A 23113-nucleotide genomic window follows, 5' to 3' on the forward strand; every position below is an offset into this window, starting at 1 on the left:
ATGAATCCGAAGAAACTTGGTCTTGCAGTCGCTCTGGCTGCATCAGTATCCACTGCTGCCATGGCTGAAGAACAGGTTGTAAATTTTTACAACTGGTCCGATTACATCAGTCCGGAAATATTGGAAAACTTTACTAAAGAGACCGGAATCAAAGTTAACTACGACGTTTATGATTCAAATGAGGTGCTTGAAGCTAAGCTGATGTCCGGTGGCACGGGTTACGATGTCGTTGTGCCGACAGGCTCTTTTCTTGAGCGTCAGGTGCAGGCAGGGATCTATGGCGAAATCGATCATAGTAAGTTGAGTAACTATGGCAACCTGGACCCTGTCATGCTGGAGAAAATTGCCCGTCATGATGCGGGTAACAAACATAATGTTCCCTATGCCTGGGGAACGATTGGTCTGGGGTATAACGTTGATCAGGTGAAAGCCCGCCTGGGCGATATGCCAGTTGATACGCTGGACCTGATTTTCAAGCCAGAGATCGTTGCAAAGCTGAAAGGCTGCGGTGTAACTCTGCTTGATTCGCCTGCTGAGGTTGTTTCTATCGCGTTGAATTATTTGGGGCTTGATCCGAACTCTGAGAGCAAGGCAGATCTGGCCAAGGCAGAAACGCTGCTGAAATCTGTTCGCGATAGTTATCGGAAGTTTGACTCTTCCGCCTATATTTCTGATCTGGCAAACGGTGATAGCTGTGTTGCGCTGGGTTATAACGGTGATGTTTTGCAGGCTCAGGGGCGTGCGGAGGAAGCGGGGCAGGGTGTTAACATTGGTTACGTGATTCCGAAAGAGGGCACCATGGTGTGGTTTGATCTGTTGGCAATGCCTGCCGATGCCCCTCATAAAGAGTCTGCTTATAAGCTGATTGACTATATTCTCAGAGGAGACAGTGCTGCATCGATCTCTAACTTTGCATATTACGCGGTAGCCAATAAGGCGGCTGAACCGATGGTATTGGAGGAGGTGTTGAATAATCCCGGTATCTATCCTTCAGATGAAGTGAAGGCCAACCTGTTCACTCAGAACGCGCACACCGCTAAGTTTGATCGTTTGCTGACCCGCACCTGGACCGGTATTAAGACTGGTCGATAAGTTTGCCTCTGGTGGGTGTTAATGCCCGCCGGGGTGAGTTATTCAGTAAGCCTTTGGGTTCTGTTCACTGAAGGCTTTATAAATAATTCTGGGGTTTGTTTCAGAACTCAGTTTATGAATATGTATTAAGGTGTCGTATGACTTCAACCTCAATAATAGAGCCGCAGAGTGACATCATCGCTGCGACATCACTTAAAGATTCCAGGTTGCCTCTTTGGAAGCAAGCGGGTGCAGAGCCTTTCTTGCGGATAGACAGCATCACCAAGAAGTTCGGTGAGTTTACCGCTGTCGATAATATCTCTCTGGATATCTACAAAAATGAACTGTTCTGCTTGTTAGGCGGTTCCGGTTCCGGCAAAAGTACCCTGTTGCGCATGCTGGCAGGTTTTGAATCTCCCACCAGTGGTCGCATTATTATTGATGGTGTTGATATGGCGGGTATCCAGCCATGGAAACGCCCGGTCAATATGATGTTTCAGTCCTATGCCCTGTTTCCGCACCTGTCGGTAGAAGAGAACGTTGCCTTTGGCTTGAAGCGTGAAGGGCTTGATCGATCTGAAGTGAAACAGCGCGTCGCTAAAATGCTCGATATGGTGCAGCTGGGTCACCTCGGTAAGCGTAAGCCTGATCAGCTTTCGGGCGGTCAGCGTCAGCGTGTTGCTCTCGCGCGCTCTCTGGTTAAGCGGCCTAAGTTGTTGCTGCTGGATGAGCCTCTGGGGGCTTTGGATAAGAAGCTCCGTGAAGAGACTCAATTTGAGCTGATCCGTATTCAGGAAGAGCTGGGCGTGACCTTTGTGGTGGTGACCCACGATCAGGAAGAGGCGATGACGCTGGCGAGTCGGATCGGTGTGATGAACCACGGTCTTATTGTGCAGACCGCAGAGCCTCATGATGTGTATGAATACCCTAACAGCCGTTTTGTTGCTGAATTTATCGGCTCGGTTAACCTGTTTGAAGGGGTGGTGATAGAAGACCTGCCGGATTCTGTGCGGATCGACTCTAAAGATGCTGGAGCAATACTCTACGTTAACCACGGTATCAGCTGTGCGCCGAACCAGAAAGTCCATGTAGCGCTGCGTCCTGAGAAGACTCAGATCAGCAAAGAAAAGCCGGAGCAGGCTGAAAACTGCATCCGTGGTGTGATCGAAGAGATCGCCTATATGGGTAGTCTGTCGGTTTACCGGGTGCGTTTGCCGAGTGGTAAGGAGGTGCGCGTCACTCAGCCCAATACTACCCGCGAACTGGGTGCCCGGCTCACCTGGAATGACGAAGTCTATCTTTTCTGGGATGTTGACAGCAGCGTGGTATTAACATCATGAGTACTCCAACCGGTTCTGCTTGGGTGGAGGGCTCCGGTTCACGCCTGGCAAAGTATAATTTGCTCAATCGTATCAGCTGGGGGCGGTTTTCAGTTGTCGCTGTACCGATGCTCTGGTTGGCGGTGTTTTTCTTTATCCCCTTTTTGGTGGTGTTTAAGATCTCGCTGTCAGAAACCGCGATTGCGGTGCCTCCCTATACTGCATTGTTAGACTGGAATGTTGATGAAGCGTTTATCAATCTGAAGCTTAATCTGGGAAACTATCTGTTTCTGTTTGAGGATTCGTTTTATATCGACGCCTATCTGAGTTCGATTAAAATTGCTTCTATCTCGACCGTATTGACGCTACTGATCGCCTTTCCGATCGCTTATATGATCGCCCGCAGTAAGCCAACAACCCGTGCGTTGCTGTTGTCATTGGTGATTTTGCCGTTCTGGACCTCATTTCTGTTGCGTGTCTATGCCTGGATGGGCTTTCTTAAAAAGAATGGTCTGATTAATGAGTTTTTACTCGGTGCCGGTATTATCGATCAGCCTCTCATCATGTTGCAGACCGATTTTGCGGTTTACGTCGGGATCGTCTATACCTACTTGCCTTTCATGGTTCTGCCGCTCTATAGTGCGCTGGAAAAGATGGATATTACTCTGTTGGAAGCGGCCGAAGATCTGGGCTCCAGGCCAGCAACCAGCTTCTTTCTCATCACGGTGCCGCTGGCGATGCCGGGTATTATTGCTGGCTGTATGCTGGTGTTTATCCCTGCGGTGGGTGAGTTTGTTATCCCTGCGTTGCTGGGCGGATCGGACACTCTGATGATTGGGCGGGTGTTGTGGGATGAGTTTTTCCTCAATCGGGACTGGCCGATGGCCTCAGCGGTTGCCGTGGTAATGCTGATTGTGCTGGTGTTGCCCATCATGTTCATTCGCAACAGTCAGGGTAAAGAGGAGACGGTCTGATGAAACGTAGATCTCTATTTTTAAATACCACCGCGACCATGGGGTTTATCTTCCTGTATGCACCGATGATAGCGTTGGTGGTATACAGTTTTAACAAGTCTAAACTGGTAACGGTCTGGGGTGGTTGGTCGCTGAAGTGGTATGGCGAGTTGTTCCGTAATGATCAGATTATCGATGCGGCATTGCTTAGCTTCAAGATTGCTTTCATCAGTGCCAGCGTTGCGGTGGTTCTGGGGACTATGGCTGGATTCGTTCTGAGTCGTTTCAGGCGCTTTCGGGGCAAAATGCTGCTGGCGGGCTGGATCAGTGCGCCGCTGGTGATGCCTGAGGTGATCACTGGCCTTTCTCTGCTGCTGTTGTTTGTGGCGATGGAGGGGGCGTTTGGCTGGCCATCAGGTCGTGGCACCAGCACTATTATTATTGCCCATGTTACTTTCTGTATGGCGTATGTCGCAGTGATTGTTCAGTCGCGTTTATCGCAGTTAGATGAAACTCTGGAGGAGGCGGCGATGGATCTGGGTGCTAAGCCTTCGTCGCTGTTCTTTCTGGTGACGCTGCCTCTGATCATGCCTGCGGTTATTTCTGGCTGGTTGCTGTCTTTTACCATGTCTCTGGATGATCTGGTTATCGCCAGCTTCGTATCCGGTCCGGGTAATAGTACGTTGCCGATGGTGATCTTCTCCAAAGTCCGTTTGGGGGTGTCGCCGGAAGTCAACGCGTTGGCGACACTGATGATCGCTGTAGTGGCCATCGGTGTAATCGGGGCGATGTATCAGATGCGACGTCAGGCGAAGCTGATCGAGAAGCAAACCTAGTAAAGGGCATTATTTCAGCGCCCACTCTGAGTGGGCGTTTTTGTTTGAGGGTGAGAAACAGATTATGAAAATTGGTATTCTGGCGACCGGTATTACACCGGATGAGTTACTCGGGCAGTATGGTTCTTATGCAGATATGTTTAAGCAACTGTTTGCATTGGTTGACGCTGACTTTGAATATGATGTATTTGATGTGCGTGATGGGGTTTTTCCTGGCAGTGCTGAAGAGTGCGATGGCTGGGTGATTACCGGGTCAAAGTTTAATGTTGATGAAAACCGCGACTGGATGCAGAAGCTTAAAAAGTTAATTCTGGAGATCGATGCCTGTAAGCGTCCGCTGTTGGGTATCTGTTTCGGTCATCAGATTATTGCTGAAGCTTTTGGCGGTAAAGTTGAACCCTATCAGGGAGGCTGGGGTGTAGGACTGCACACTTATCAGTTACTGGGTGATAACGCCTTTATTAAAGATGCTTCTGAGTCGTTTTCCATTAGTGCGATGCACCGCTATCAGGTGACTGAAAAACCGGGGAATGCCCGCACTTTTGCGCAGTCTGAATTCTGTCAATATGCCGGCCTGGTCTATGGCGACAGGATTCTAACCGTGCAGGCGCACCCTGAATTCAATCTTAGTTTTGAAACTGATCTGGTGGCGCTGCGAGCCGGTGCGGTGATTCCTGATGACGTTTGTCGTGCGGGTCTTGATCAGTTGCGGGCTGAAAATGCTGCGACCGACTCTAAGCGTGTCGCACGCTGGATGTATGATTTTATAACCGCGTCATAAGGGCGGATCTTTTTTGTTAAACCGCTGCCTGCAGCGGTTTTTTTATATCGGGAGTGGTCTGACATGAAAATAGGTATTCTCGCAGCGGGAACCAACAGTGGTGAACTGTTGGATCAGTTTGGTTCGTTCGCGCACATGACTGAGCAGATGCTTGCGGATGCTCAGTTTAATTTTCATCAATGGGATGTCAGGCTGGGTGAGTTTCCGCAATCAGTGCATGAGTGTGATGGCTGGGTGATTACCGGCTCACCCTTTAGTGCTTATGAGCCGCTGGAGTGGATTGCTAATCTGGAGTCTCTGGTGAGAGCGATTGATCAGGCGGGTATTCCACTGATCGGTATCTGCTTTGGGCATCAGTTGATCGCTCAGGCGCTGGGTGGGGTTGTCGCTAAGGCGGGTTCTGGCTGGGGGCTTGGCGTAGATTTGTATCAGCCCACCGCGGCGGGTCAGGCGCTCTTGGGTTGTGAGCCTGTACGTTTGCATATCATCCATCAGGATCAGGTCACCGAGCTGCCAGAGCGGGCTGAGTTGCTGGCTGGGTCATCCTTCTGCAAGAATGCTGTACTCAGTTATGGGCGTCATATTTTTACGTTGCAGGCGCATCCTGAGTTCGGTCGCGAATATATGCTAGCTGAACTGCCTGCTATTGTGCCGGACTATCTGACACCTGCAGATGCAGAGAAAGGTTTGAGGTCGCTTGAGCTGCATCAAGCTGATTCAACTCCCGTAGTTGATGCGATTGTTCGGGTCTTAAAGGGTGATTCGCTGTAATACCTATACTATCTTTTGTTGCTGCTTAAACTGTTCCCAGGATTGACTTATCCCCTCTGTCTGTTGGCGCAGCCAGTGTTCAAATCGCTGAACTTTCGGCCGATTGAAATGGTGTGGTGGCGCGACCAGGTAATAACTGAAGTGAGTAGGCAGGTAGATAGGCACGGGGCAGATAAGCTGTTTTCGTTCCAGCAACTCATACACCAGGCTGAAGCGGGCCGCCGCCAGCCCCTGTCCGCTGAGCAGGGCTTCCACCAGAATATTTGAATCTGAAACCTGTAGTCTTGGGCCTTTTCCTGTCTTTGATAGTCCGAGTACAGTGTCAATCAGGGGCCATAGATCTGTCATGTCAGGGGAGTCATCCATCAACAATGGAAGCATTCTAAGTTGCTCTTCTGTCGGGCGCCTCTCATGGGTAAGCAGTGGAAGTTCTTCTAGCTGTTCTTCTGCCGGACGTCTGTTATTTATCAGGGATGGGTGACACACCGGTATCATGTAATCCCGCATCAGTAACTTGCTGCTCAGGCCTGGGTAGTTTCCTTCACCAAAGCGGATAGCCAGATCAAGAAGGTTGTCATCAAAGCTGTCTAATTTGATACTGGGAGATATGTGAATATTGAGACTTTCCTCCTTGGCCTGAAAACTTCCTAGTCTGGGAACAAGCCAGCGGCTGGCAAACGATGGCAGGCTGCTGAGGGTGAGTCGATGAGGGTTTGGGTCATCATTCAGATGGCTGACACCCTGTTCCAGAGAGATAAATGCTTTGCTGATGTATGGTAGCAGTTGTTGCCCTTCGCTGGTGAGTTCGACTTCTCGCGTTCGCCGATAAAATAGTGTTACTCCCAGTTGTTGCTCGAGTGTTTTGATCTGTTGGCTGATAGCGGCCTGACTGACGAACAGCTGCTCTGCTGCCAGCTTAAAGCTTTTCGTCTCTGCAGCGTGCCGGAAGGCCTGCAATGCTTTGAGTGAGGGAAGGCGGGGCATGGTCGCTTCCTGTGTAGTTTATAGATAAGGGTGTATGTGTAGAGCTTGTAAATAAGAGCTTGAAAAAGAGCTTATAAGTAAGAAAAGCTTAATTATATGATCTTAAAAGTCGTTTGTCGTCAGTCGTGTAAACCCCGAATATAGGCTGCATAAGTCTGTTAATAAGGGATTTAAAGTGAAAACGATAATGATTATTGAGAAAGAGTGTGAGGCGTGTACACAAGTAAATCTTAATTTAAAGGGTGTTTGGAAGCGCTGGATGCACAACTATTCTAGCCGTCGTCAGTTGTTGCAGCTGGATAGGACTCAGTTGAAGGATATCGGTGTTACGCGGGAGCAGGCGCTGGAGGAGGCACGTAAGTCTTTCTGGCAGAAATGATCTGGAATAGAATGGGGCGGTTGGGTATCCTGCAGACACAAAAAAGCCTGATCGTAATCAGGCTTTTTTCTGGAAGCAACAGATCATAGATCTGTCAGCTTACACGGTCTCAGATAGCAACGATGTTTTCTGCTTGTGGACCGCGTTGACCTTGAGTTACAGAGAACTGTACCTGCTGGCCTTCTTCAAGAGTTTTGAAGCCGTTGCTCTGGATTGCACTGAAGTGTGCGAATACGTCAGGGCCATTTTCCTGCTCAATAAAACCGAAGCCTTTGTCAGCGTTAAACCATTTAACAGTACCGGTTACAGTAGCCATGTTAGTTGTCCTATTTTATAAATAATGTTTTGCCATCGAGATGGCGGTGATGCAGGAATTTTTACTATACATTATGGAAACAGGACGAGAAGCTGAAACAGGATCTTCGAAATGATGCATAAAAATACGGTGAATCTTCAAGCACATTTAATATATACATTTAAATTTTTATTATCAACACTTTAATTCATTTATTTTCAGGGTTTGCCGGTTTCTGCCGCTGTTGATGGTGATCCCTCGACCCGATTGCGTGATTTTGATTTAGCCCGGTATAGCGCTCTGTCGGTACGGTTGAACAGATCTGTTCTGGATTCCGGGCTGCTGTATTGGGCTATACCAAAGCTGGCAGTCACGTTAAGGCTCATGCCGTCAACCGTCTGTAATGAGGCTTCTATCTGTTGACGCATCTTTTCAGCTACCAGCCGGGCATTTTCCTCGTTGCAGTTTGTCAGGGCGATATAAAATTCATCGCCACCCCAACGGCATATGCTGTCGGATTTGCGCAGATTCTCAGTCAGTATTTCTGCTACCTGGGTCAGAACCTTATCACCTAACAGATGTCCCTGGGTGTCGTTGAATGTCTTAAAGTGATCGATATCGACCAGGATGGTTGATACCGGGTGTTTGTGGCGATCAGCAAAGTTGAGAATCTGTTGAAGCATCGATTCAAAGGCATGCCTGCTGGCAGTGCGGGTCAGGGGGTCGGTATTTGCCATAAACTCCAGTCGACGCTGATATCCGCCCAGGGTGAAGTGTTGTAATAACAGGACTATCAGAATAACCACCAGGCTGATGCCCAGATTGATCCATAAGGTTGCTGTAATTTGAGATTCACTTTTCTCAGTATGTTCTACGATCAGATACCAGTTTAGCTCCGGAACAAAGCGGGTCTTAATCAGGTATTGCTGGTCACCGTTGCTATAGCTGTATGAGCCCCCCGGCTTAGCCAGGATCAGAGGCGCAATATCCCGAAGCCCGTTAACCTTGTGAATATCGTCAGCGCCTTGAAACTGGCTGCCCTGCAGGGTGACCTTGCCCTCGCGGTTGATGAAATAGACCTGGCGACCATAACGTGTCTGATAAACCTCAATCAACTCTTGTATTTTAGTAGAAGCCAGGCCAACACCGATAATTCCGAGAAACTTGCCCTGTTCATCCCTGACTTTGTGGTTGACGAACAGGGTGGTGCTGGAGCGGTCAGCCGTATCCTGGTCAATATTGATGTCGAACTCTGTTGGGTTTTTGCGGCTGCTGTAATACCAGTTATCTGCCGGATCGGTTACTGAGACCTGCTTGAGAATTCCGCTGGTGTGGTAATAGTTAGTGGTTTGTTCTGAGACAAAAAAAGCAGTGAATGCCTGGTAGCGTTCCTTAATTGCTTTCAGGTAGCGTTGCATCTGTCCAGGGTCCAACTCCCCAGCCTCAATCCAGTCATGGACAAAGGTATCATGTGCCATCAACGATGAGACCAGCACGGGCTGTAACAGATCTCTCTGTACCTCTGAGTAGACTGTGTCACTGGTCAAGGGCAGGGTGTTGGTTTTGATATGCTGGTTGAGGGAACTGTTGGCGACATAGTAGCTGGTCAGGCTGATTGCTGTGAATGCCGCAGCCAGCAATAGACTGCTAATGATTATAAAAGAGGGTTTACGTATCGTTATATGGCTCATTACATCTTATCTGTCGGATATGGAAATAGTTGGCCGACAGCCGAAATCATCCCTGGTGTCGATGGTTTAATTTTATCAGAACCGCACAGGCTACTCACCCGAGAATATGAATGTACATCTGATCTAATATTAAACAGTGCAAAGTGCACAACGAAAGTGGGCAATAGGGGTTAATTAAGTCAGAGCAGGAAAAAAAACCGCCCAGGGAGGGCGGTAATATGGAGTAAGGCGTTACTGCTAATCAGTAGTGCTACTTAGTAGTGCTACTTAATAGTGCTAAGGTGACAGATCAGTTGCCTGTTTTAATATTGGACCAGGTGCGGCTACGTACCCGGGCAATTTTAGCTGGCAGAGTTGCTGGCATGTAAAGGCGAGAGTATGTCTCTGCATCCGGGTAGATGGCGGTATCCGAGGTTATTTCAGGGTCTACCAGGTCAGTAGAGGCCTTGTTCGGATTTGCATACCATACGTAGTTGGTAATTTCCGCAATGATCTCGGGACGCAGCAGGAAGTTGATAAACTTGTGTGCGTTCTCGGCGTGTTTAGCGTCGGATGGGATGAGCAACATATCAAACCAGATCTCAGTTCCCTCTTTCGGGATGCTGTAACTGATCTCTATGCCTTTGCCTGCTTCTTCCGCCCGGGCTTGTGCCTGGAAGATATCTCCGGAGTAGCCGATAGCAACACAGCTATCGCCATTGGCTAGGTCGTTAACATACTGTGACGAATGAAACTGGCGCACGTAAGGGCGAACAGCTCTGAGTGCATTGGCCGCCGGGCTATCACTCGTATGGTTTGCTTTTGTTATGTCTGTAGAGGGCTCTCCTGCGTAGAGCAGTGCCAATGGGTATATTTCATCCGGTGAGTCCAGGAACGTGACACCGCACTCGGCCAGTTTTTTCATGTTCTCAGGGTTGAATACCAGCTCAAGACTGTCTACAGGAGCATCTTCACCCAGTACCGCCTGAACCTGCTCCAGGTTGTAGCCGATCCCTGTTGTGCCCCAAAGATAAGGGACGCCGTACTGATTGCCGGGGTCTTTGTTAGCCAGCAGTTTCATCAGAGATGGGTCAAGATTACCCAGGTTACTGAGTTTGTTTTTATCTAATTGTCTGAATATTCCCGCTTTGATCTGCTGTTCCATGAAGTGGGAGCTGGGTACTACCAGATCATAGCCGGAATTGCCTGCCAGCAGCTTCGCTTCCAGTGTCTCGTTGCTGTCGTAGACGTCATAAACCACTTTGATACCGGTTTCAGCTTCAAACTTAGCCAGGGTGTCTTCAGCGATATAATCGGACCAGTTATAGAAGTTCAGAACTTCCTCTGCCTGTGCCAGTGGTGCCGAGATTGCCAGGCCAAGCGTCGATATCTGAAGCATTTTTCTGAACAGCGAAGGTACAGCTTTTGTCATAAGGAACTGCCTCTTTTAGATGTTTTGTTATGAGTGTTTGGTAATCTATCTCTTTAATCCTTAACCTGCTGTGATGCAGGTTAAGGCTGTGTTAGTTATGATGGTTGAACCAGTTTAAACCGTCAGCAATAGATATTCCCGTTCCCAGGAGCTGATCACCTGGTGGAAGGTTTCAAACTCGGCCCGTTTCACGCCCAGATATGCTTCAACGAACTCTGTGCCCATAATGTCGCATAGTTCAGGGCACTCTTCTAACAGGTGTAACGCTTCACCCAGAGAGCGGGCGACTTCAACGGTATCATCTTCATCTGCCGCAAGGTCTGTGACCGGCTTAGTGGCGGACAGTTTCTGTTCCAGACCGAGATAGCCGCAGACCAGGCTGGCTGCAATTGCCAGGTAGGGGTTGCAGTCAGAACCCGGGAAGCGGTTCTCAATGCGCGTGGCCTCCAGCGGTGCGATAGGCACCCGAAGTCCGGTTGTGCGGTTATCAATACCCCATTTAAAGTTGATGGGGGCAGCGATATCCGGTGCAAAGCGGCGGTATGAATTGACATTCGGTGCATAAAACGAGATCGCCTGAGGGGTATATTTCTGTAACCCGCCCAGATAATGGTAGAACCGTTCAGAGAACTGGTTTTCAGCGTCTCCGGCAAAGATGTTCTTGCCGGTTTCAATGTCGATCAGGCTTTGGTGTATGTGCATCGCACTGCCGGGTTCATGCTGCATCGGCTTGGCCATGAAAGTCGCATACATATCATGCTTCATGGCGGTTTCACGCAGTGTCCGTTTGAATACAAATACCTGATCAGCCAGATCCAGTGCGTCGCCGTGAAGGAAGTTAATTTCCATCTGCGCGGCACCCGATTCATGGATTAGCGTATCTACATCGAGTCCTTGTGCTTCACAGTAACTATAAAGGGTGTCGATGACCGGATTGAACTCGTTAACTGCGTCAATACCGTAAGACTGGCGTGCGGTTTCCCGACGGCCTGAGCGTCCTGTTGCGGGTTTCAGTTCGTAATCCGGATCGGTGTTTTTCTGAATCAGATAAAACTCTACCTCTGGCGCGATAACCGGGCGTAGTCCCTTTTGCTCATAGAGTTTCAGCACCCGGCGAAGAACAGAACGGCTGGATAGGGGGTGTAACTGTCCTGCATTGGTATAGCAGTCGTTGATAACCTGTGCTGTTGGTTCGTCTGCCCAGGGAACTAAGCGCAACGTATTCGCGTCGGGCACCAGCACCATATCCCGGTCAGCCGGATCGACAATGTCATAGTGGTTATCCGCCCATTCGCCGGTAACGGTTTGTACCAGCAGAGTCTCAGGGATTTTGCCTCCTTTCTCTGCCAGATATTTTTTAGTGGGGTAAAATTTACCCCGGGCGTTGCCAGTCATGTCCGGCAGGGTCGATTCGACCTCGGTAATCCCGTTTTCTTTGAGAAACCTTTCCACGGCTTCCATAAATCACCTATACGTATTGTTTATCTGATTGCCTGCTATTCACTATAGAAGTTATGAATATATGTGCAGGGTCTTCTCTGAGACTATTCGAATACTATTTCGATTATATGATTCGCTTGTGCTCTGTTGCGTGCTCATTAGTCGAAACATTATTCGGGTTTAGATTATTTCATGAGATTTTAAAAATCAACATGAATTTCATTTTAACGACAGTTTTTCGGGCTTGTTGTTCGATTAAATTAGAATTATTATTCGGTTTATGGTTTTTGTATTGATTGTTTTATTGATTGTTCTGTTGATTAGTCATATGTATGGTCAGTAACGTTTTTATGTGTAACTTGTGTTTTTATGGAGACCCGCTTCATGAGTCTTAATCGCTTTCAGCCGTCCTACTATGTTGATTCGGCCAATGCCAGTCCTGAATATCCCGCATTAACCGGTGAGCATCAGGCTGATATCTGTATTATCGGCGCCGGCTATACCGGCCTTTCCGCAGCACTGCACCTGGCAGAAAAAGGCTATAGCGTTACGTTGTTGGAAAGTGAAACAATTGGTTGGGGCGCCTCTGGCCGTAATGGCGGACAGGTGTGTCCGGGTCACAATATGGGTCATGCTGAACTGATTAAAAAAGTCGGCAGGGAAGCTGCAGATTCATTGTGGGATATGTCACTGGATTCGGTTCAGCTGGTGAAGGATCTGATCGCTGAGCATCAGATCAGTTGTGATCTGAAACAGGGGGTTATGCATGTTTCTGCCAAACCCGGGCACGTAGCAGAGATGCGTGACAGCGTTGCCTATAAGCACAAGGTTCTCGGCTATGACAAAATCCGTTTTGTTCCGGATGATGAAGTACAGGCGATGCTTGGGACTGAACGTTATTTTGGCGGTGAATACTGGGAGGACGCGGTGCATCTGCACCCGCTTAACTATGCGTTGGGGTTAGCCTCGGCGGCGGTAAAAGCCGGTGTGACGATCCATGAGCACAGCAAGGTTACCGGTTATACCAGCGGCAATAATGCTGAGGTACGCACCGCGAGTGGTGTGGTGAAAACACAGTATATCCTGCTGGCGTGCAACGGCTATCTGGGTAAGCTGGAACCCCGGGTTGCCGGTAAGATTATGCCGATCAATAACTTCATTATCGCCACCGAACCGCTTAGCGATGAACTATGCCGGACGATTAATCGTGACGATGTGGCGGTGGCCGACTCACGATTTGTTATCAACTATTTTAAATTATCCGGTGATAACCGGTTGCTCTGGGGAGGCGGTGAAAACTATAGCAGCCGTTTTCCCAGTGATATTCCTAACTTTGTCCGGCCTTATATGCTGAACTTTTATCCGCAACTGAAGGATGTGAAAATTGACTACGGTTGGGGGGGGACGCTGGCGATTACGCTTAACCGGATGCCGCATTTCGACCGTATCAACGACAACCTGTTTGTTGCCCAGGGCTATTCCGGACATGGTGTGGCACTGGCAACCCTGGGAGGCAAGCTGATGGCCGAGGCGATCAGTGGTTCAGCTGAGAAGTTTGATACCTTCAGACGGGTGCCTACGGCAACCTTTCCCGGTGGCACGTTACTGCGCTGGCCCGGCCTGGTTGCCGGCATGTTGTATTTTTCACTGCGTGATCGGTTTTTCTAGGACTATTGCTGTCCCTGTGAGGTGAGAGTTGTTGCAAACGACCTGTTCAGAACCGGGATAGTTCAGTCTATAATGCCCGCCATCCAGATGCCGCTATCGTAAGACGGCATTGAGTTGCATGAGCAGGAGAACACATTGACAGAGAATCGCCGGGTAAAAACAGCGCAGGATCTGGCACCGCGAAATGCGCCGGTGCAGGGGCGCTCTAAGCTGCGCTCAAAGCAGATTATTGATGTGACTGGCGAACTGCTTGAACGGGTCGGACTGGATGATCTGAATACGATTCTGATCGCCAAAGAGGTGGGTATCTCAGTTGGTTCTCTGTATCACTACTTCCCTAATAAGCATGCAATTCTTTATGCGATGGGGTCGCGCTGGCTGGAAACGGTGGAAGCCGCGCTGGATGAGATTGGCCGCTGGCCGATTGAAGATCTGCCGATGGAAACGCTGGTGGTGCAGATGCTGGGGCTGAAGCTGAAAACCTATAAGCAGCAGAAAGCGATTCTGACGCTGGTGCAGGCGATGTTTTCTGTGCCGGAACTGCGCGAGTTGGACGAGCAGCACGACGAACTGGAAATTTCGCGCATGGCTGAAGTGTTCAAACGGATGGGGATCAACCGTCACCTGAGAGAGCGCGAGCGGCTGGCCCGACTCTATCTTGAAGTCACTCACAGTGTGATGCTGGTGGTGGTAAATCAGAAGGGTGACCGGGCGAAACGCACCCTGGCTGACCTGAAGATGATTATCTGTAATCTTCTGGCTCAGCATTCACCGCAAAATCATTAAGCCGGATAATCATTAAACCGGATTAAGTTGCAGCCAGTGAGTCAGGGCTTCGTTGACCGCCTTGGGTTGCTCCATGGTGCACATGTGGCCGGACTGCTCAATCGCAATCACTTCACTTCCGGGCACTAATGCCGCCATCTCATAGTGACGTTCAAGCGGGCTCCAGCTGTCCTGATCACCGCTGATAAACAGGGTGGGGCAGCGCAGTGACTGCAAGACATCGGTGGCATCGGGCCGTTCTATCAGCGCGGTTTGCTGATGCTCAAATTGTTGCACTGTTTTCCGCTCAATCATGTCGAGAATAGCATTACAAAGCTGGCTGTCCTGTAAGTGTGCCGGGAGCACCATACCCTGCATCCACGCTTCACCCATCACCCGCATCCCCTGTTCACGGGCCATTTCAACCAGCGCCAGTCGTCCGGACACTTCCTGCTTGCCCGCGTCACCTTTGTTCAGGGGTAGATAGCCGGTATCCATCAGAATCAGATGAGAGATCTTTTCCGGGACACGGCGCGCTACTTCCATCGCTACCCGTCCTCCCATGGAGTGGCCGATCAGTATAAAGCGCTCCGGTGACTGCGCTATAGCGATCTCAGCCATACGGCCAAGGCTGTCGGCATCACCATAGTCGATTACCTGGTTGCTGATCCCCTGGCGGGTAAACAGATCGCTTTGATCAGACCAGACTGCAGCATCACAGATCAGTCCGGGTAAAAAAATGGTAGGCGTCATATCTGTCTCCAGGTGTAAAGCATGGCGTGGTCTTCGTTCGTATTGTAAGTACTGTAACAGCTGTGGGAAGGGTGATGAATACTATTTTGTTTCATCCTGAATTCAATGCCTTAGGTGATTTATATCATATTTTCAAGTCGAATTTTTGGAGGCTAAATCGGATTCTAAGAACTACACTGGATATGACAGACTTGTTTGACGTTTCAGACATTTTCCGATCAGAGGGGAGTACATATGCCACAGTATATGATTACCTATATCGGCGGTGATAAGCCATCAACAGTGGAAGAGGGGCAGCAGCATTATGCCCTGTATAAAGACTGGCTCAGCTCGCTTGGCCGAGCCGTTCTGAACCCTGCAACACCCTTTAAAGCCACCAGTACCGTCAACCCGGATGGCAGTGTCAGCAACGGCAGTGTTTCTGCCATGTCGGGCTATACCTTGATAGAGGCGGACTCGATGGAAACCGCTGTTAACGCGGTTAAAAGCTGCCCGTTTCTGGCTATTAACGGGACGATGGAGGTCTCTGAGCTGATTCGCTAAAGCTTATTCAAAAGAGCTTATTTAAAAGAGCTTATTTAAAAGAACGAAAAGCCGGGACTGATTCAGTGTGAAGCGGAAGCCCGTTGCAATGCCGCACGGCTAAGCGGATTTGGTCGGCTTACTCATATAGAGCTCAAGAGGGTCTCTGTTGGGCTCCTGCTCAAAGCAGCTTAACGAGCTTAAAAACAGGGAAAAAAGTTCTGCCTGTGAGTTGATATCCAGCTTGGCGTAAATATTTTTTCGGTGGCGGCGTAAGGTTTCTATCGATATTTTCAGCTGTTCTGCGCAGGCCTGAGTACTATAGCCTTGCAGCGTCAGCCCCAGCACATCCTTTTCCCGGCCGGTTAATACTGAGCGTCCAAACAGATCAAATGCCAGGTTGACGCTTTTTTCAAATCCCGGCGCAACTTTGAGATCCTGCTCTTCCTGACGAGAGGTTTTTAATGCCCCCCAGTGATGCAGACAAAGTTCTCTGATCACGGCTTCAATACAGCGAAGAAATTTCAACTCTTTATCACTGAATTTAGATGAGCTTTTATTTCGCATCAGCGAGACCTGCAGACAAACATCCTCATCGGCTTCGATGATGTAAACAATTTCGTCCTCAGTGTCACATTCAGCGTAATAGCTGCGGTAATACTCGCTTTGCTGGAACCCTTTTGCGCTGAGTTCGGTTATCCGGTAGAGCCCCGGAGACTCCTTATTGATCAGTGCGGCAAGGTAGAAGGGGTCCAGTTGATAGGAGCCATCAATATAGGAATCTATCTGTGCTGAACGCTCTTCACGGCTTATTTCGAAATAGATCGCTTTGGGGGCTTTATTACGGCGATATATCCACACCTGCGGATAATCGATTTTCACCGCGTTTCGCAGCGTCGCTATTAAACAGGGGAAAAACGACTCCTCTCCCAGATTTTTTACCAGGTGGGCTAACTGAATATTCCAGTGCTCAAAACCGCTGGTTGATGCAAGAGAAAGAGAGCTCATCGGTGCTCTCCGTACAGATTAAATCGACAACTGACCACTGGATATAAACCTGAATTTAGCTGGAAATACGGGGTTTGAAACTACGGTATGTCCCTGACAAAGTCAAATGCGTGTCGGCGATTTCAGGCTGTGTAAACGTAACGGTATTGAGGTTGTTCATTGGTTCGTTTGCCTGGGCATTCAGCGTCATCCATTCAACTATGTCAGTCATGCACTTAGCGCTAACCCCTGATTTCAGCATTGCATTCTATCTAACCAAGGTTGGGTATATAGAACCCGTCTCTCTCTCGCTACACTGAAATTCAGATCAAAACGCAGATAATTTTTTCACTGCGGAGATTTTCAGGGTGATGTTATGAATGTTATGAATCAAGAGTTGTTACAAGAGAAAGCACGAGACCATCTGTGGATGCATTTCACCCGGATGGGGTATTACCAGAACCATGATATCCCCATTATCACCCATGGTGAGGGATGCTATGTTTATGATACTCAGGGCAAGAAATATATCGACGGTCTGGCCGGATTGTTTACCTCGCAGCTGGGTCATGGGCGGGCTGACATTGCTAAGGCTGTCGCCGAGCAGACTGAGAAAATCGGCTTTTTCCCGATCTGGTGTTATGCCCATCCCGGTGCCATTGAGTTAGCGTCGCGTATCGCTGATCTGGCACCTGGCGATCTTAACCGGGTGTTCTTTACCAATGGTGGCGGTGAGGCGGTCGAAGCCGCGTGGAAACTGGCCCGACAGTATTTTGCCGAAATAGGGCAGCCCCGCCGATATAAAGTGATCTCCCGTAACCTTGCCTACCATGGTACCAGTCTGGGAGCGTTATCCATCAACGGTGCCACCGGTATTAAAAATGTGTTTGAACCATTGGTTCCCGGTGCCCGACATGTAGAGAACACCGACCTGTATCGCAACAATAATCAGGATGATAGCGTTTCATATGGGAAGAAATGTGCATTAGAGATTGAGCGTGCCATCGTCATCGAGGGGCCGGAAACTGTCGCCGCGGTATTCCTTGAACCGATTCAGAATGTTGGTGGCTGTATCGTCCCACCGGAAGGTTATTTCCAGGAAGTCAGAAAAGTCTGCGATAAGTACGGTGTTCTGCTAGTGTCGGACGAGGTTATCTGCGCTTTCGGCCGTCTGGGATATATGTTTGGCTGTGAGCGATTTGATTACCTGCCCGATATCATCACCTGCGCTAAGGGACTGACCAGTGGTTTTGTGCCAATGGGGGCGATGATCTGCCGGGACTTTCTCATGGAGCCTTTTCTGGAGGATGAAACGAAACAGTTCCTTCATGGCTCTACGTTCGGTGGTCACCCGGTGGCGTGTGCAGCGGCGCTGGCCTGCCTGGATGCCTATGAAAATGAAAACCTGTTAGCCAATGTGCGTGAAAACGAAGCGTTCTTTAAGAGCGAGCTGGACAAGTTGCTTGAGCTACCGATAGTCGGAGATGTCAGGGGCGCGGGTTATTTTTACGGTATCGAACTGGTTAAAAACAAGCAAACCAAAGAGCATTTCTCCCATGAGGAGGCGGAAAATGTTTTGTTCAAATTCCTTTCTCCCCGGTTGTATCAGGAAGGCTTGATGTGCCGTACAGATGACCGGGGGGAAGCCGTTATTCAACTGTCGCCGCCACTGGTTGCCGGGCGCAAAGAGATCAGCGAGATAGCGCAGATACTATACAAAGTGATCGCCGAAGCGTCAGAGCTGGTGGCTACTCATTAATGTCGGTCACTCAACAAAGTCTGTGTGGTTGATTGAATCACAGGCGATCTGAATACAGACCGTGTAAGGGGAAAGAGCATGACAAAACAGCTTTATATTGGCGGAGCGTGGATTGACTCCACGTCTTCTGAACATATTCCTGTTATCAACCCTGCCACTGAGGAGGTTTTCGATTACGTGACTGCGGCTAACGCGGATGATATTGATTGCGCGGTCAGGGCTGCCAGAGAGGCTTTCGATAACGGCCCGTGGTCAAAGATGAAAGGCTCTGAGCGAGCGGTAATACTGCGAAAAATTGCTGCACGGATCACCGAGCGCAAGGCTGAGCTTGCTCGCCTGGAAGTCATGGATAATGGCAAGCCTTATCCGGAAGCGGAATGGGATATTGAGGATGCTGCGGGCACCTTCAGTTTTTATGCGGATCTGGCAGAGTCGCTTGATGATTCTGATGAGGTGATATCCCTTGCAGATGATCGTTTCAGCTGTAAAGCGGTGAAAGAGCCTTTGGGGGTTGCCGGTGCCATTATTCCCTGGAACTTCCCTCTGTTAATGGCTGCCTGGAAAGTGGCTCCGGCACTGGCTGCAGGTTGCACTATGGTGTTGAAACCCTCTGAAGTGACGTCACTGACGGCGCTGGTTTTAGCTGAGATTGTCGATGAGGTGGCGTTACCGACGGGTGTGCTGAATATTGTCACCGGCTTTGGTGCGGAAGCTGGCCGCGCGCTGTCAGAGCATCCCGGTGTCGATAAGCTGGCGTTTACCGGCTCGGTGCCTACCGGCTCAACTATTATGCGTGCGGCTGCCAAAGAGATAAAAAATATCAGTCTGGAACTGGGCGGCAAGTCCCCGTTCATCGTGTTTGCCGACAGTGATATTGAGGCTGCCGTTGAATGGATTATGTTTGGCATCTTCTGGAATCAGGGCCAGGTGTGCTCGGCAACATCCCGGGTGTTGGTGGAAGCGTCCATCTATCCTCAGTTGCTTGAGCGCCTGGTCGAAGAAGCAGCAAAGATAACCATCGGTGCAGGCAGCGACGAAGGCATTCTGCTGGGTCCGTTGGTCAATGAAAGCCAGTACCTGAAAGTACTAACGGCCATTGACGAGGGGGTTAAAGAGGGCGCGACTATCGCCTGCGGTGGTAAACGTCCGGAGGGGTTAACGACCGGCTACTACCTGCAACCGACCGTGTTGGTTGATATGCAGGAGAATAACCCGGTGTGGCAGGAAGAGATATTTGGCCCGGTGGTATGTGTCAAATCGTTTACAGCGGAAGCGGATGCCGTGCGCATGGCAAATGATTCCCGCTTTGGCCTGGCTGCAGCGGTGATGTCTAAAGATGATGAGCGCTGTGACCGGGTTGCCCGCCAGTTAAAGGCCGGGATCGTCTGGATCAATTGTTCCCAGCCAACCTTTACGGAAGCTCCCTGGGGTGGCTATAAGCAGTCGGGTATCGGGCGAGAGCTGGGGCACTGGGGATTAAACAATTATCTGGAAACAAAACAGATTACAAAGTATGGCAGCGATCAGCCCTGGGGTTGGTATATCAAGTCTTGAAGAAGCGGGTCAAGTTATTGAAAGCGAATGATTCAGATAAGAATGATTTTAGGATAAACAGGCAATTCGGATGCCGCTGTACCGTTTGACTGATCACAGAAAATACTGTGACAACCTGAGAAGCTTAAGTGCTGTCCCCTTAATCAGAGGGGCAGCCACTATAAAATATATAAACGATATGGGTCTGATAAGCGCCGTTTTACGGTATTAATGAGTTAATGCTTGCACGATGCGACTGCTGAAATTGCGCCATCGGAAGCAGCTTAAATGGAGCAATACTATGAATCCGAAGAAGTTAGGCCTCGCTGCTGCACTCGCTGTGTCAGTATCCACCACGGCTATGGCAAATGATTCGATCAAATTTTATAACTGGTCTGATTATATTGCCCCCGATACGTTGACGAATTTTGAAAAAGAGACCGGTTTATCGGTCACTTATGATGTGTTTGACAGTAACGAAGTGCTCGAAGCGAAGCTGATGGCGGGTGGGTCAGGTTTTGACCTTGTCGTGCCAGGCTCTCAATTCCTGGGGCGTCAGATTATGGCGGATGTGTTCCTCCAATTAGATCGCGAAAAACTGCCGCATTACAAAAACCTCGACCCTGATCTGATGAAGGTGCTGTCAGAGGTCGATCCGGGTAACCTCTATGGCATACCCTATCTGTGGGGCACGACTGGTATTGGCTATAACGTCGAGCAGGTTAAGAAAGCCCTGGGTGAAGATGCGCCGGTGAATAGCTGGGATCTTATTTTCAAACCGGAAAACCTGGAGAAACTGGCTTCTTGTGGTGTGGCCCTTCTGGATGCACCGGCCGAGATTCTGCCGATCGCGCTGAACTACCTGGGTAAAAACCCGAACAGTACCGACAAGGGGGATTACAGCCGGGATTCTGAGCTTGGCAAACTGCTATCGTCCATCCGTCCAAGCATTACCTACTTCCATTCATCAAAGTATATTAATGACCTCGCTAATGGCGATATCTGTGTTGCCGTGGGCTGGTCTGGCGATATTCTGCAGGGAGCAACCCGGGCAGAAGAAGCCGGTAACGGTGTTAAGGTTGCCTATACCATTCCTAAAGAGGGCACTGCAGTCTGGTTTGATATGCTGGCAATCCCGTCAGATGCCAAAAATCCCGAAATGGCCCATCAACTGCTCGATTACCTGTTGCGTGCCGATGTTATCGCCGGGGTTTCAAACTACGTTGCCTACGCCAACGGTAATGAGGCTTCCACCAGCTTAATCGATGCCGAAATTACCAATGACCCAACCATCTACCCAAGCGATGATGTTAAAGCAAAACTATTCTCGCTGAAGGTGATGCCGAAGAAAATAGACCGGGTTACTAGCCGGCTATGGATCGATTTTAAAACCAACCGTTAAACCCGTCTTCTCCGGGGGGGATATCCCCTCGGGGTTATCTGAATGATAACAGCAGTCGCTAGATGTTAGACGTGACTGCGCCACTTGCTAGAAAAAGCGGGATCGGTGCACGGGTTAAGCTTTTTGTAGGAGGCGCGCTGGTATGCCCTCTGGGTACCTCGCGGCGATATAGCAGAGCTGGGATAGTGGCTAGTTGTAAGACGTGACTGCGTCACTCGCTAAGAAAAGAAAAGTGGGGTTGAGCAGGGATTGATTTTATGTCAGGGGGGGGGGCAGTCCCGGGCACCTCAGGAGGCCCCGGGGACGGAGTTATGCCGCTTTTTTAAGCTTTTTCTTCAGTGCTTTCAGCTTGGTTTCGTGCTTAGCAATTTTTGCAGTACGGGTTTTAATGCTTTTTTTCAGTTCTTTCACTTTCTTAGACATCATTTATCACCTTGATTAGTGTTAGCGTTCATAAAGTCACGAATAAAATGCCTGATCTCACGGGCAGCGCTGGTATCCAGCTGTTCGCACAACTGAACAAACGCATCGCGATCCTCGGCATTCATTCGAATCACTAACTGACTATCCTTCTTTTTGGCTTTTTGCCGTCCACCCATAGCGCATCTCCAATCAAACTGAGAGGGTAGTAAAACCGGACACCCTGTTAGCAATATAACGTACAGCCAATGGCTAGTCAATGTATATACGTTATGACAAGTAAAACAAAGATTTAGCATTTAATCCAATGAACAGAGCAATCTTCATCAAAATGTCATATAGGGGCCGTTGCTAGAACGTCGCTTCGCGACTTGCTAGTTGTTAGACGTGACTGCGTCACTTGCTAGAAAAAGCGGGTAGGTTTCAGGGACGAGTCTTTTGTAGGAGGCGCGCCCTCGCGGCGATAAGGCAGAGCGGGGAGAAAAGGGGACAGATCTATTTATCCTATGCGTGGATCACTGGCTACCACAACTCGATTAAACGGAGCAAAAGTTCCACAGGGTCATGTACATTTATCCAATCCCATTAACGCATCTGGTAAGGGGTTAAGGTCCTAGCTTGCAGGGTGCGCTTTGGATTTGTTGGAGGTGTATGCTTTAAAGTAGTATCAGTGCTTTCAGTTGCTAGAGGTTCCTTGTGAATACAACGACAGATACGATTGATCCGGGTTTGTGTCCTCTATGTCGGCAGTCTAATGAGTGCGGCAATATAGCCTCCTGCGGTTCTGATGCAAGTTGCTGGTGTAGCTCGCCTGGCATTACTTTTCCGGATTCGCTATTAGATAAGGTGCCTGCCGCGGCAAAAGGCAAGGCCTGTATATGCAGATCCTGTGCTGCAAATAGAGTTAACTGACTATACTTGAGTAACCAGAGTTATTTGATCTATAGTCAGCGATACGGGTAATCAGATGGTCTTGTTTCGCCTGCTGCTAAAAGCCTGAGGAATTGGAAATGCCTAAAAATACGCATAAACGAAAAGCGTCTGTTCACTCTAAATCCAAAGTAGTCAAAAGTGCTAAATCATCAGGGAGAACGTCAAACCCTAAAATATATGTGTTAGGTGGTTTGTTCTTTGTTGCCGTAGGTCTCTATCTTCTGCTGTTCAAAGCTCATGGTAATGCCATGACTGGCTTTGCTATGCTCGCAATTATTATCGGGGTGGTGACGGCCATCATTGCCAGTTTTTCTGCGCCTAAGAAAAAAGCTGGTTAGATAGGTGTAATGCGATAAATAAAGACCTGCTATTGTGTCGTTCGCAGCTCTGATGCGCCGCGGTTAATCGGCATTCACAATGCTTTATTTGCAACCTGGCTA

General features: G+C 49.2%; 23 protein-coding genes. 15 read left to right on the forward strand and 8 right to left on the reverse strand.

Features of this window, described 5'->3' with window-relative positions; translation table 11 throughout:
- The 6 genes from Q0499_RS23480 to Q0499_RS23505 all read left to right on the forward strand — a co-directional run bounded on the left by Q0499_RS23480 (position 1) and on the right by Q0499_RS23505 (position 5731).
- A complete protein-coding gene (locus tag Q0499_RS23480; protein ID WP_299205506.1) occupies positions 1–1092 on the forward strand; it encodes a polyamine ABC transporter substrate-binding protein in 1092 nt (363 codons plus the stop codon).
- A gap of 137 nt (positions 1093–1229) precedes the next feature.
- Positions 1230–2411 (forward strand): polyamine ABC transporter ATP-binding protein, encoded by a 1182-nt coding sequence (potA, locus tag Q0499_RS23485; protein WP_299205508.1) that lies wholly within the window; start codon positions 1230–1232, stop codon positions 2409–2411.
- Positions 2408–3364: an ABC transporter permease subunit gene (locus tag Q0499_RS23490; RefSeq protein WP_299205510.1), complete on the forward strand. Its 957-nt coding sequence runs from the start codon at positions 2408–2410 to the stop codon at positions 3362–3364. The genes potA and Q0499_RS23490 overlap by 4 nt, the downstream gene beginning before the upstream one ends.
- Positions 3364–4179, forward strand: coding sequence for an ABC transporter permease subunit (locus Q0499_RS23495; RefSeq protein WP_299205512.1), 816 nt, complete (start codon positions 3364–3366; stop codon positions 4177–4179). Before Q0499_RS23490 ends, Q0499_RS23495 begins: the two co-directional genes overlap by 1 nt.
- Before the next feature lie 64 nt (positions 4180–4243).
- Positions 4244–4960 carry a gamma-glutamyl-gamma-aminobutyrate hydrolase family protein gene (locus tag Q0499_RS23500; RefSeq protein ID WP_299205515.1) on the forward strand — a complete coding sequence of 239 codons (717 nt, stop codon included), beginning with the start codon at positions 4244–4246 and terminating at the stop codon, positions 4958–4960.
- Positions 4961–5023: 63 nt separating this feature from the next.
- Positions 5024–5731, forward strand: coding sequence for a type 1 glutamine amidotransferase (locus Q0499_RS23505; RefSeq protein ID WP_299205518.1), 708 nt, complete (start codon positions 5024–5026; stop codon positions 5729–5731).
- A gap of 3 nt (positions 5732–5734) precedes the next feature.
- On the opposite strand, the gene Q0499_RS23510 is transcribed toward Q0499_RS23505, so the two are convergent.
- Positions 5735–6715, reverse strand: coding sequence for a LysR substrate-binding domain-containing protein (locus Q0499_RS23510; protein WP_299205521.1), 981 nt, complete (start codon positions 6713–6715; stop codon positions 5735–5737).
- Positions 6716–6890: 175 nt separating this feature from the next.
- On the opposite strand from Q0499_RS23510, the gene Q0499_RS23515 reads away from it, so the two are divergent.
- Positions 6891–7094, forward strand: coding sequence for a DUF1127 domain-containing protein (locus Q0499_RS23515; RefSeq protein ID WP_299205524.1), 204 nt, complete (start codon positions 6891–6893; stop codon positions 7092–7094).
- Between the two features lie 109 nt (positions 7095–7203).
- On the opposite strand, the gene Q0499_RS23520 is transcribed toward Q0499_RS23515, so the two are convergent.
- The 4 genes from Q0499_RS23520 to Q0499_RS23535 all read right to left on the reverse strand — a co-directional run bounded on the left by Q0499_RS23520 (position 7204) and on the right by Q0499_RS23535 (position 11952).
- Positions 7204–7410 (reverse strand): cold-shock protein, encoded by a 207-nt coding sequence (locus tag Q0499_RS23520; protein WP_091353016.1) that lies wholly within the window; start codon positions 7408–7410, stop codon positions 7204–7206.
- Between the two features lie 197 nt (positions 7411–7607).
- The gene (locus Q0499_RS23525) at positions 7608–9080 is read right to left on the reverse strand and encodes a sensor domain-containing diguanylate cyclase (protein WP_299205527.1); all 1473 of its coding nucleotides are present in this window, start codon (positions 9078–9080) and stop codon (positions 7608–7610) included.
- A gap of 289 nt (positions 9081–9369) precedes the next feature.
- On the reverse strand, positions 9370–10491 hold the full coding sequence (locus tag Q0499_RS23530) for a polyamine ABC transporter substrate-binding protein (RefSeq protein ID WP_299205529.1): 1122 nt from the start codon (positions 10489–10491) through the stop codon (positions 9370–9372).
- 114 nt (positions 10492–10605) lie between these two features.
- Entirely contained in the window at positions 10606–11952 is a 1347-nt protein-coding gene (locus tag Q0499_RS23535) for a glutamine synthetase family protein (protein ID WP_299205531.1), read from the reverse strand.
- Between the two features lie 363 nt (positions 11953–12315).
- Here Q0499_RS23535 and Q0499_RS23540 point away from each other — a divergent pair, with 363 nt between their 5' ends.
- Entirely contained in the window at positions 12316–13599 is a 1284-nt protein-coding gene (locus Q0499_RS23540) for an FAD-binding oxidoreductase (protein WP_299205533.1), read from the forward strand.
- Between the two features lie 135 nt (positions 13600–13734).
- Positions 13735–14385: a TetR/AcrR family transcriptional regulator gene (locus tag Q0499_RS23545; protein ID WP_299205535.1), complete on the forward strand. Its 651-nt coding sequence runs from the start codon at positions 13735–13737 to the stop codon at positions 14383–14385.
- A 12-nt stretch (positions 14386–14397) separates the two neighbouring features.
- Here Q0499_RS23545 and Q0499_RS23550 read toward each other — a convergent pair whose 3' ends face one another.
- A complete protein-coding gene (locus tag Q0499_RS23550; protein ID WP_299205538.1) occupies positions 14398–15117 on the reverse strand; it encodes an alpha/beta hydrolase in 720 nt (239 codons plus the stop codon).
- A gap of 234 nt (positions 15118–15351) precedes the next feature.
- On the opposite strand from Q0499_RS23550, the gene Q0499_RS23555 reads away from it, so the two are divergent.
- On the forward strand, positions 15352–15660 hold the full coding sequence (locus Q0499_RS23555) for a hypothetical protein (protein WP_299205540.1): 309 nt from the start codon (positions 15352–15354) through the stop codon (positions 15658–15660).
- A gap of 99 nt (positions 15661–15759) precedes the next feature.
- Here the strand turns inward: Q0499_RS23555 and Q0499_RS23560 are convergent, their stop codons facing one another.
- Positions 15760–16647 (reverse strand): LuxR family transcriptional regulator, encoded by an 888-nt coding sequence (locus Q0499_RS23560; protein ID WP_299205543.1) that lies wholly within the window; start codon positions 16645–16647, stop codon positions 15760–15762.
- A gap of 355 nt (positions 16648–17002) precedes the next feature.
- Between Q0499_RS23560 and Q0499_RS23565 the strand changes: the two genes are divergently transcribed.
- From Q0499_RS23565 to Q0499_RS23575, 3 genes are all read left to right on the forward strand, one after another.
- Positions 17003–18385 carry an aspartate aminotransferase family protein gene (locus Q0499_RS23565; protein WP_299205545.1) on the forward strand — a complete coding sequence of 461 codons (1383 nt, stop codon included), beginning with the start codon at positions 17003–17005 and terminating at the stop codon, positions 18383–18385.
- 78 nt (positions 18386–18463) lie between these two features.
- Positions 18464–19939: an aldehyde dehydrogenase family protein gene (locus Q0499_RS23570; protein WP_299205547.1), complete on the forward strand. Its 1476-nt coding sequence runs from the start codon at positions 18464–18466 to the stop codon at positions 19937–19939.
- A 280-nt stretch (positions 19940–20219) separates the two neighbouring features.
- The gene (locus tag Q0499_RS23575) at positions 20220–21320 is read left to right on the forward strand and encodes an extracellular solute-binding protein (protein ID WP_299205549.1); all 1101 of its coding nucleotides are present in this window, start codon (positions 20220–20222) and stop codon (positions 21318–21320) included.
- Between the two features lie 422 nt (positions 21321–21742).
- Here the strand turns inward: Q0499_RS23575 and Q0499_RS23580 are convergent, their stop codons facing one another.
- The gene (locus Q0499_RS23580) at positions 21743–21919 is read right to left on the reverse strand and encodes a hypothetical protein (protein WP_299205551.1); all 177 of its coding nucleotides are present in this window, start codon (positions 21917–21919) and stop codon (positions 21743–21745) included.
- 517 nt (positions 21920–22436) lie between these two features.
- Between Q0499_RS23580 and Q0499_RS23730 the strand changes: the two genes are divergently transcribed.
- Both Q0499_RS23730 and Q0499_RS23585 read left to right on the forward strand, forming a co-directional pair.
- A complete protein-coding gene (locus Q0499_RS23730) occupies positions 22437–22652 on the forward strand; it encodes a cysteine-rich CWC family protein (protein ID WP_363317854.1) in 216 nt (71 codons plus the stop codon).
- 98 nt (positions 22653–22750) lie between these two features.
- Positions 22751–23011, forward strand: coding sequence for a hypothetical protein (locus Q0499_RS23585; protein WP_299205553.1), 261 nt, complete (start codon positions 22751–22753; stop codon positions 23009–23011).
- The last annotated feature ends 102 nt before the right edge of the window (positions 23012–23113 follow it).

This window comes from uncultured Amphritea sp. (assembly GCF_937127095.1).
GTDB lineage: Bacteria > Pseudomonadota > Gammaproteobacteria > Pseudomonadales > Balneatricaceae > Amphritea.

Bases quoted from the DNA above. Each gene is read 5' to 3' on its own strand.
- Q0499_RS23480 (WP_299205506.1), top strand. From the start codon at position 1: ATGAATCCGAAGAAACTTGGTCTTGCAGTCGCTCTGGCTGCATCAGTA.
- potA (WP_299205508.1), top strand. From the start codon at position 1,230: ATGACTTCAACCTCAATAATAGAGCCGCAGAGTGACATCATCGCTGCG.
- Q0499_RS23490 (WP_299205510.1), top strand. From the start codon at position 2,408: ATGAGTACTCCAACCGGTTCTGCTTGGGTGGAGGGCTCCGGTTCACGC.
- Q0499_RS23495 (WP_299205512.1), top strand. From the start codon at position 3,364: ATGAAACGTAGATCTCTATTTTTAAATACCACCGCGACCATGGGGTTT.
- Q0499_RS23500 (WP_299205515.1), top strand. From the start codon at position 4,244: ATGAAAATTGGTATTCTGGCGACCGGTATTACACCGGATGAGTTACTC.
- Q0499_RS23505 (WP_299205518.1), top strand. From the start codon at position 5,024: ATGAAAATAGGTATTCTCGCAGCGGGAACCAACAGTGGTGAACTGTTG.
- Q0499_RS23510 (WP_299205521.1), bottom strand. From the start codon at position 6,715: ATGCCCCGCCTTCCCTCACTCAAAGCATTGCAGGCCTTCCGGCACGCT.
- Q0499_RS23520 (WP_091353016.1), bottom strand. From the start codon at position 7,410: ATGGCTACTGTAACCGGTACTGTTAAATGGTTTAACGCTGACAAAGGC.
- Q0499_RS23525 (WP_299205527.1), bottom strand. From the start codon at position 9,080: ATGAGCCATATAACGATACGTAAACCCTCTTTTATAATCATTAGCAGT.
- Q0499_RS23530 (WP_299205529.1), bottom strand. From the start codon at position 10,491: ATGACAAAAGCTGTACCTTCGCTGTTCAGAAAAATGCTTCAGATATCG.
- Q0499_RS23535 (WP_299205531.1), bottom strand. From the start codon at position 11,952: ATGGAAGCCGTGGAAAGGTTTCTCAAAGAAAACGGGATTACCGAGGTC.
- Q0499_RS23540 (WP_299205533.1), top strand. From the start codon at position 12,316: ATGAGTCTTAATCGCTTTCAGCCGTCCTACTATGTTGATTCGGCCAAT.
- Q0499_RS23550 (WP_299205538.1), bottom strand. From the start codon at position 15,117: ATGACGCCTACCATTTTTTTACCCGGACTGATCTGTGATGCTGCAGTC.
- Q0499_RS23555 (WP_299205540.1), top strand. From the start codon at position 15,352: ATGCCACAGTATATGATTACCTATATCGGCGGTGATAAGCCATCAACA.
- Q0499_RS23560 (WP_299205543.1), bottom strand. From the start codon at position 16,647: ATGAGCTCTCTTTCTCTTGCATCAACCAGCGGTTTTGAGCACTGGAAT.
- Q0499_RS23565 (WP_299205545.1), top strand. From the start codon at position 17,003: ATGAATGTTATGAATCAAGAGTTGTTACAAGAGAAAGCACGAGACCAT.
- Q0499_RS23570 (WP_299205547.1), top strand. From the start codon at position 18,464: ATGACAAAACAGCTTTATATTGGCGGAGCGTGGATTGACTCCACGTCT.
- Q0499_RS23575 (WP_299205549.1), top strand. From the start codon at position 20,220: ATGAATCCGAAGAAGTTAGGCCTCGCTGCTGCACTCGCTGTGTCAGTA.
- Q0499_RS23580 (WP_299205551.1), bottom strand. From the start codon at position 21,919: ATGGGTGGACGGCAAAAAGCCAAAAAGAAGGATAGTCAGTTAGTGATT.
- Q0499_RS23585 (WP_299205553.1), top strand. From the start codon at position 22,751: ATGCCTAAAAATACGCATAAACGAAAAGCGTCTGTTCACTCTAAATCC.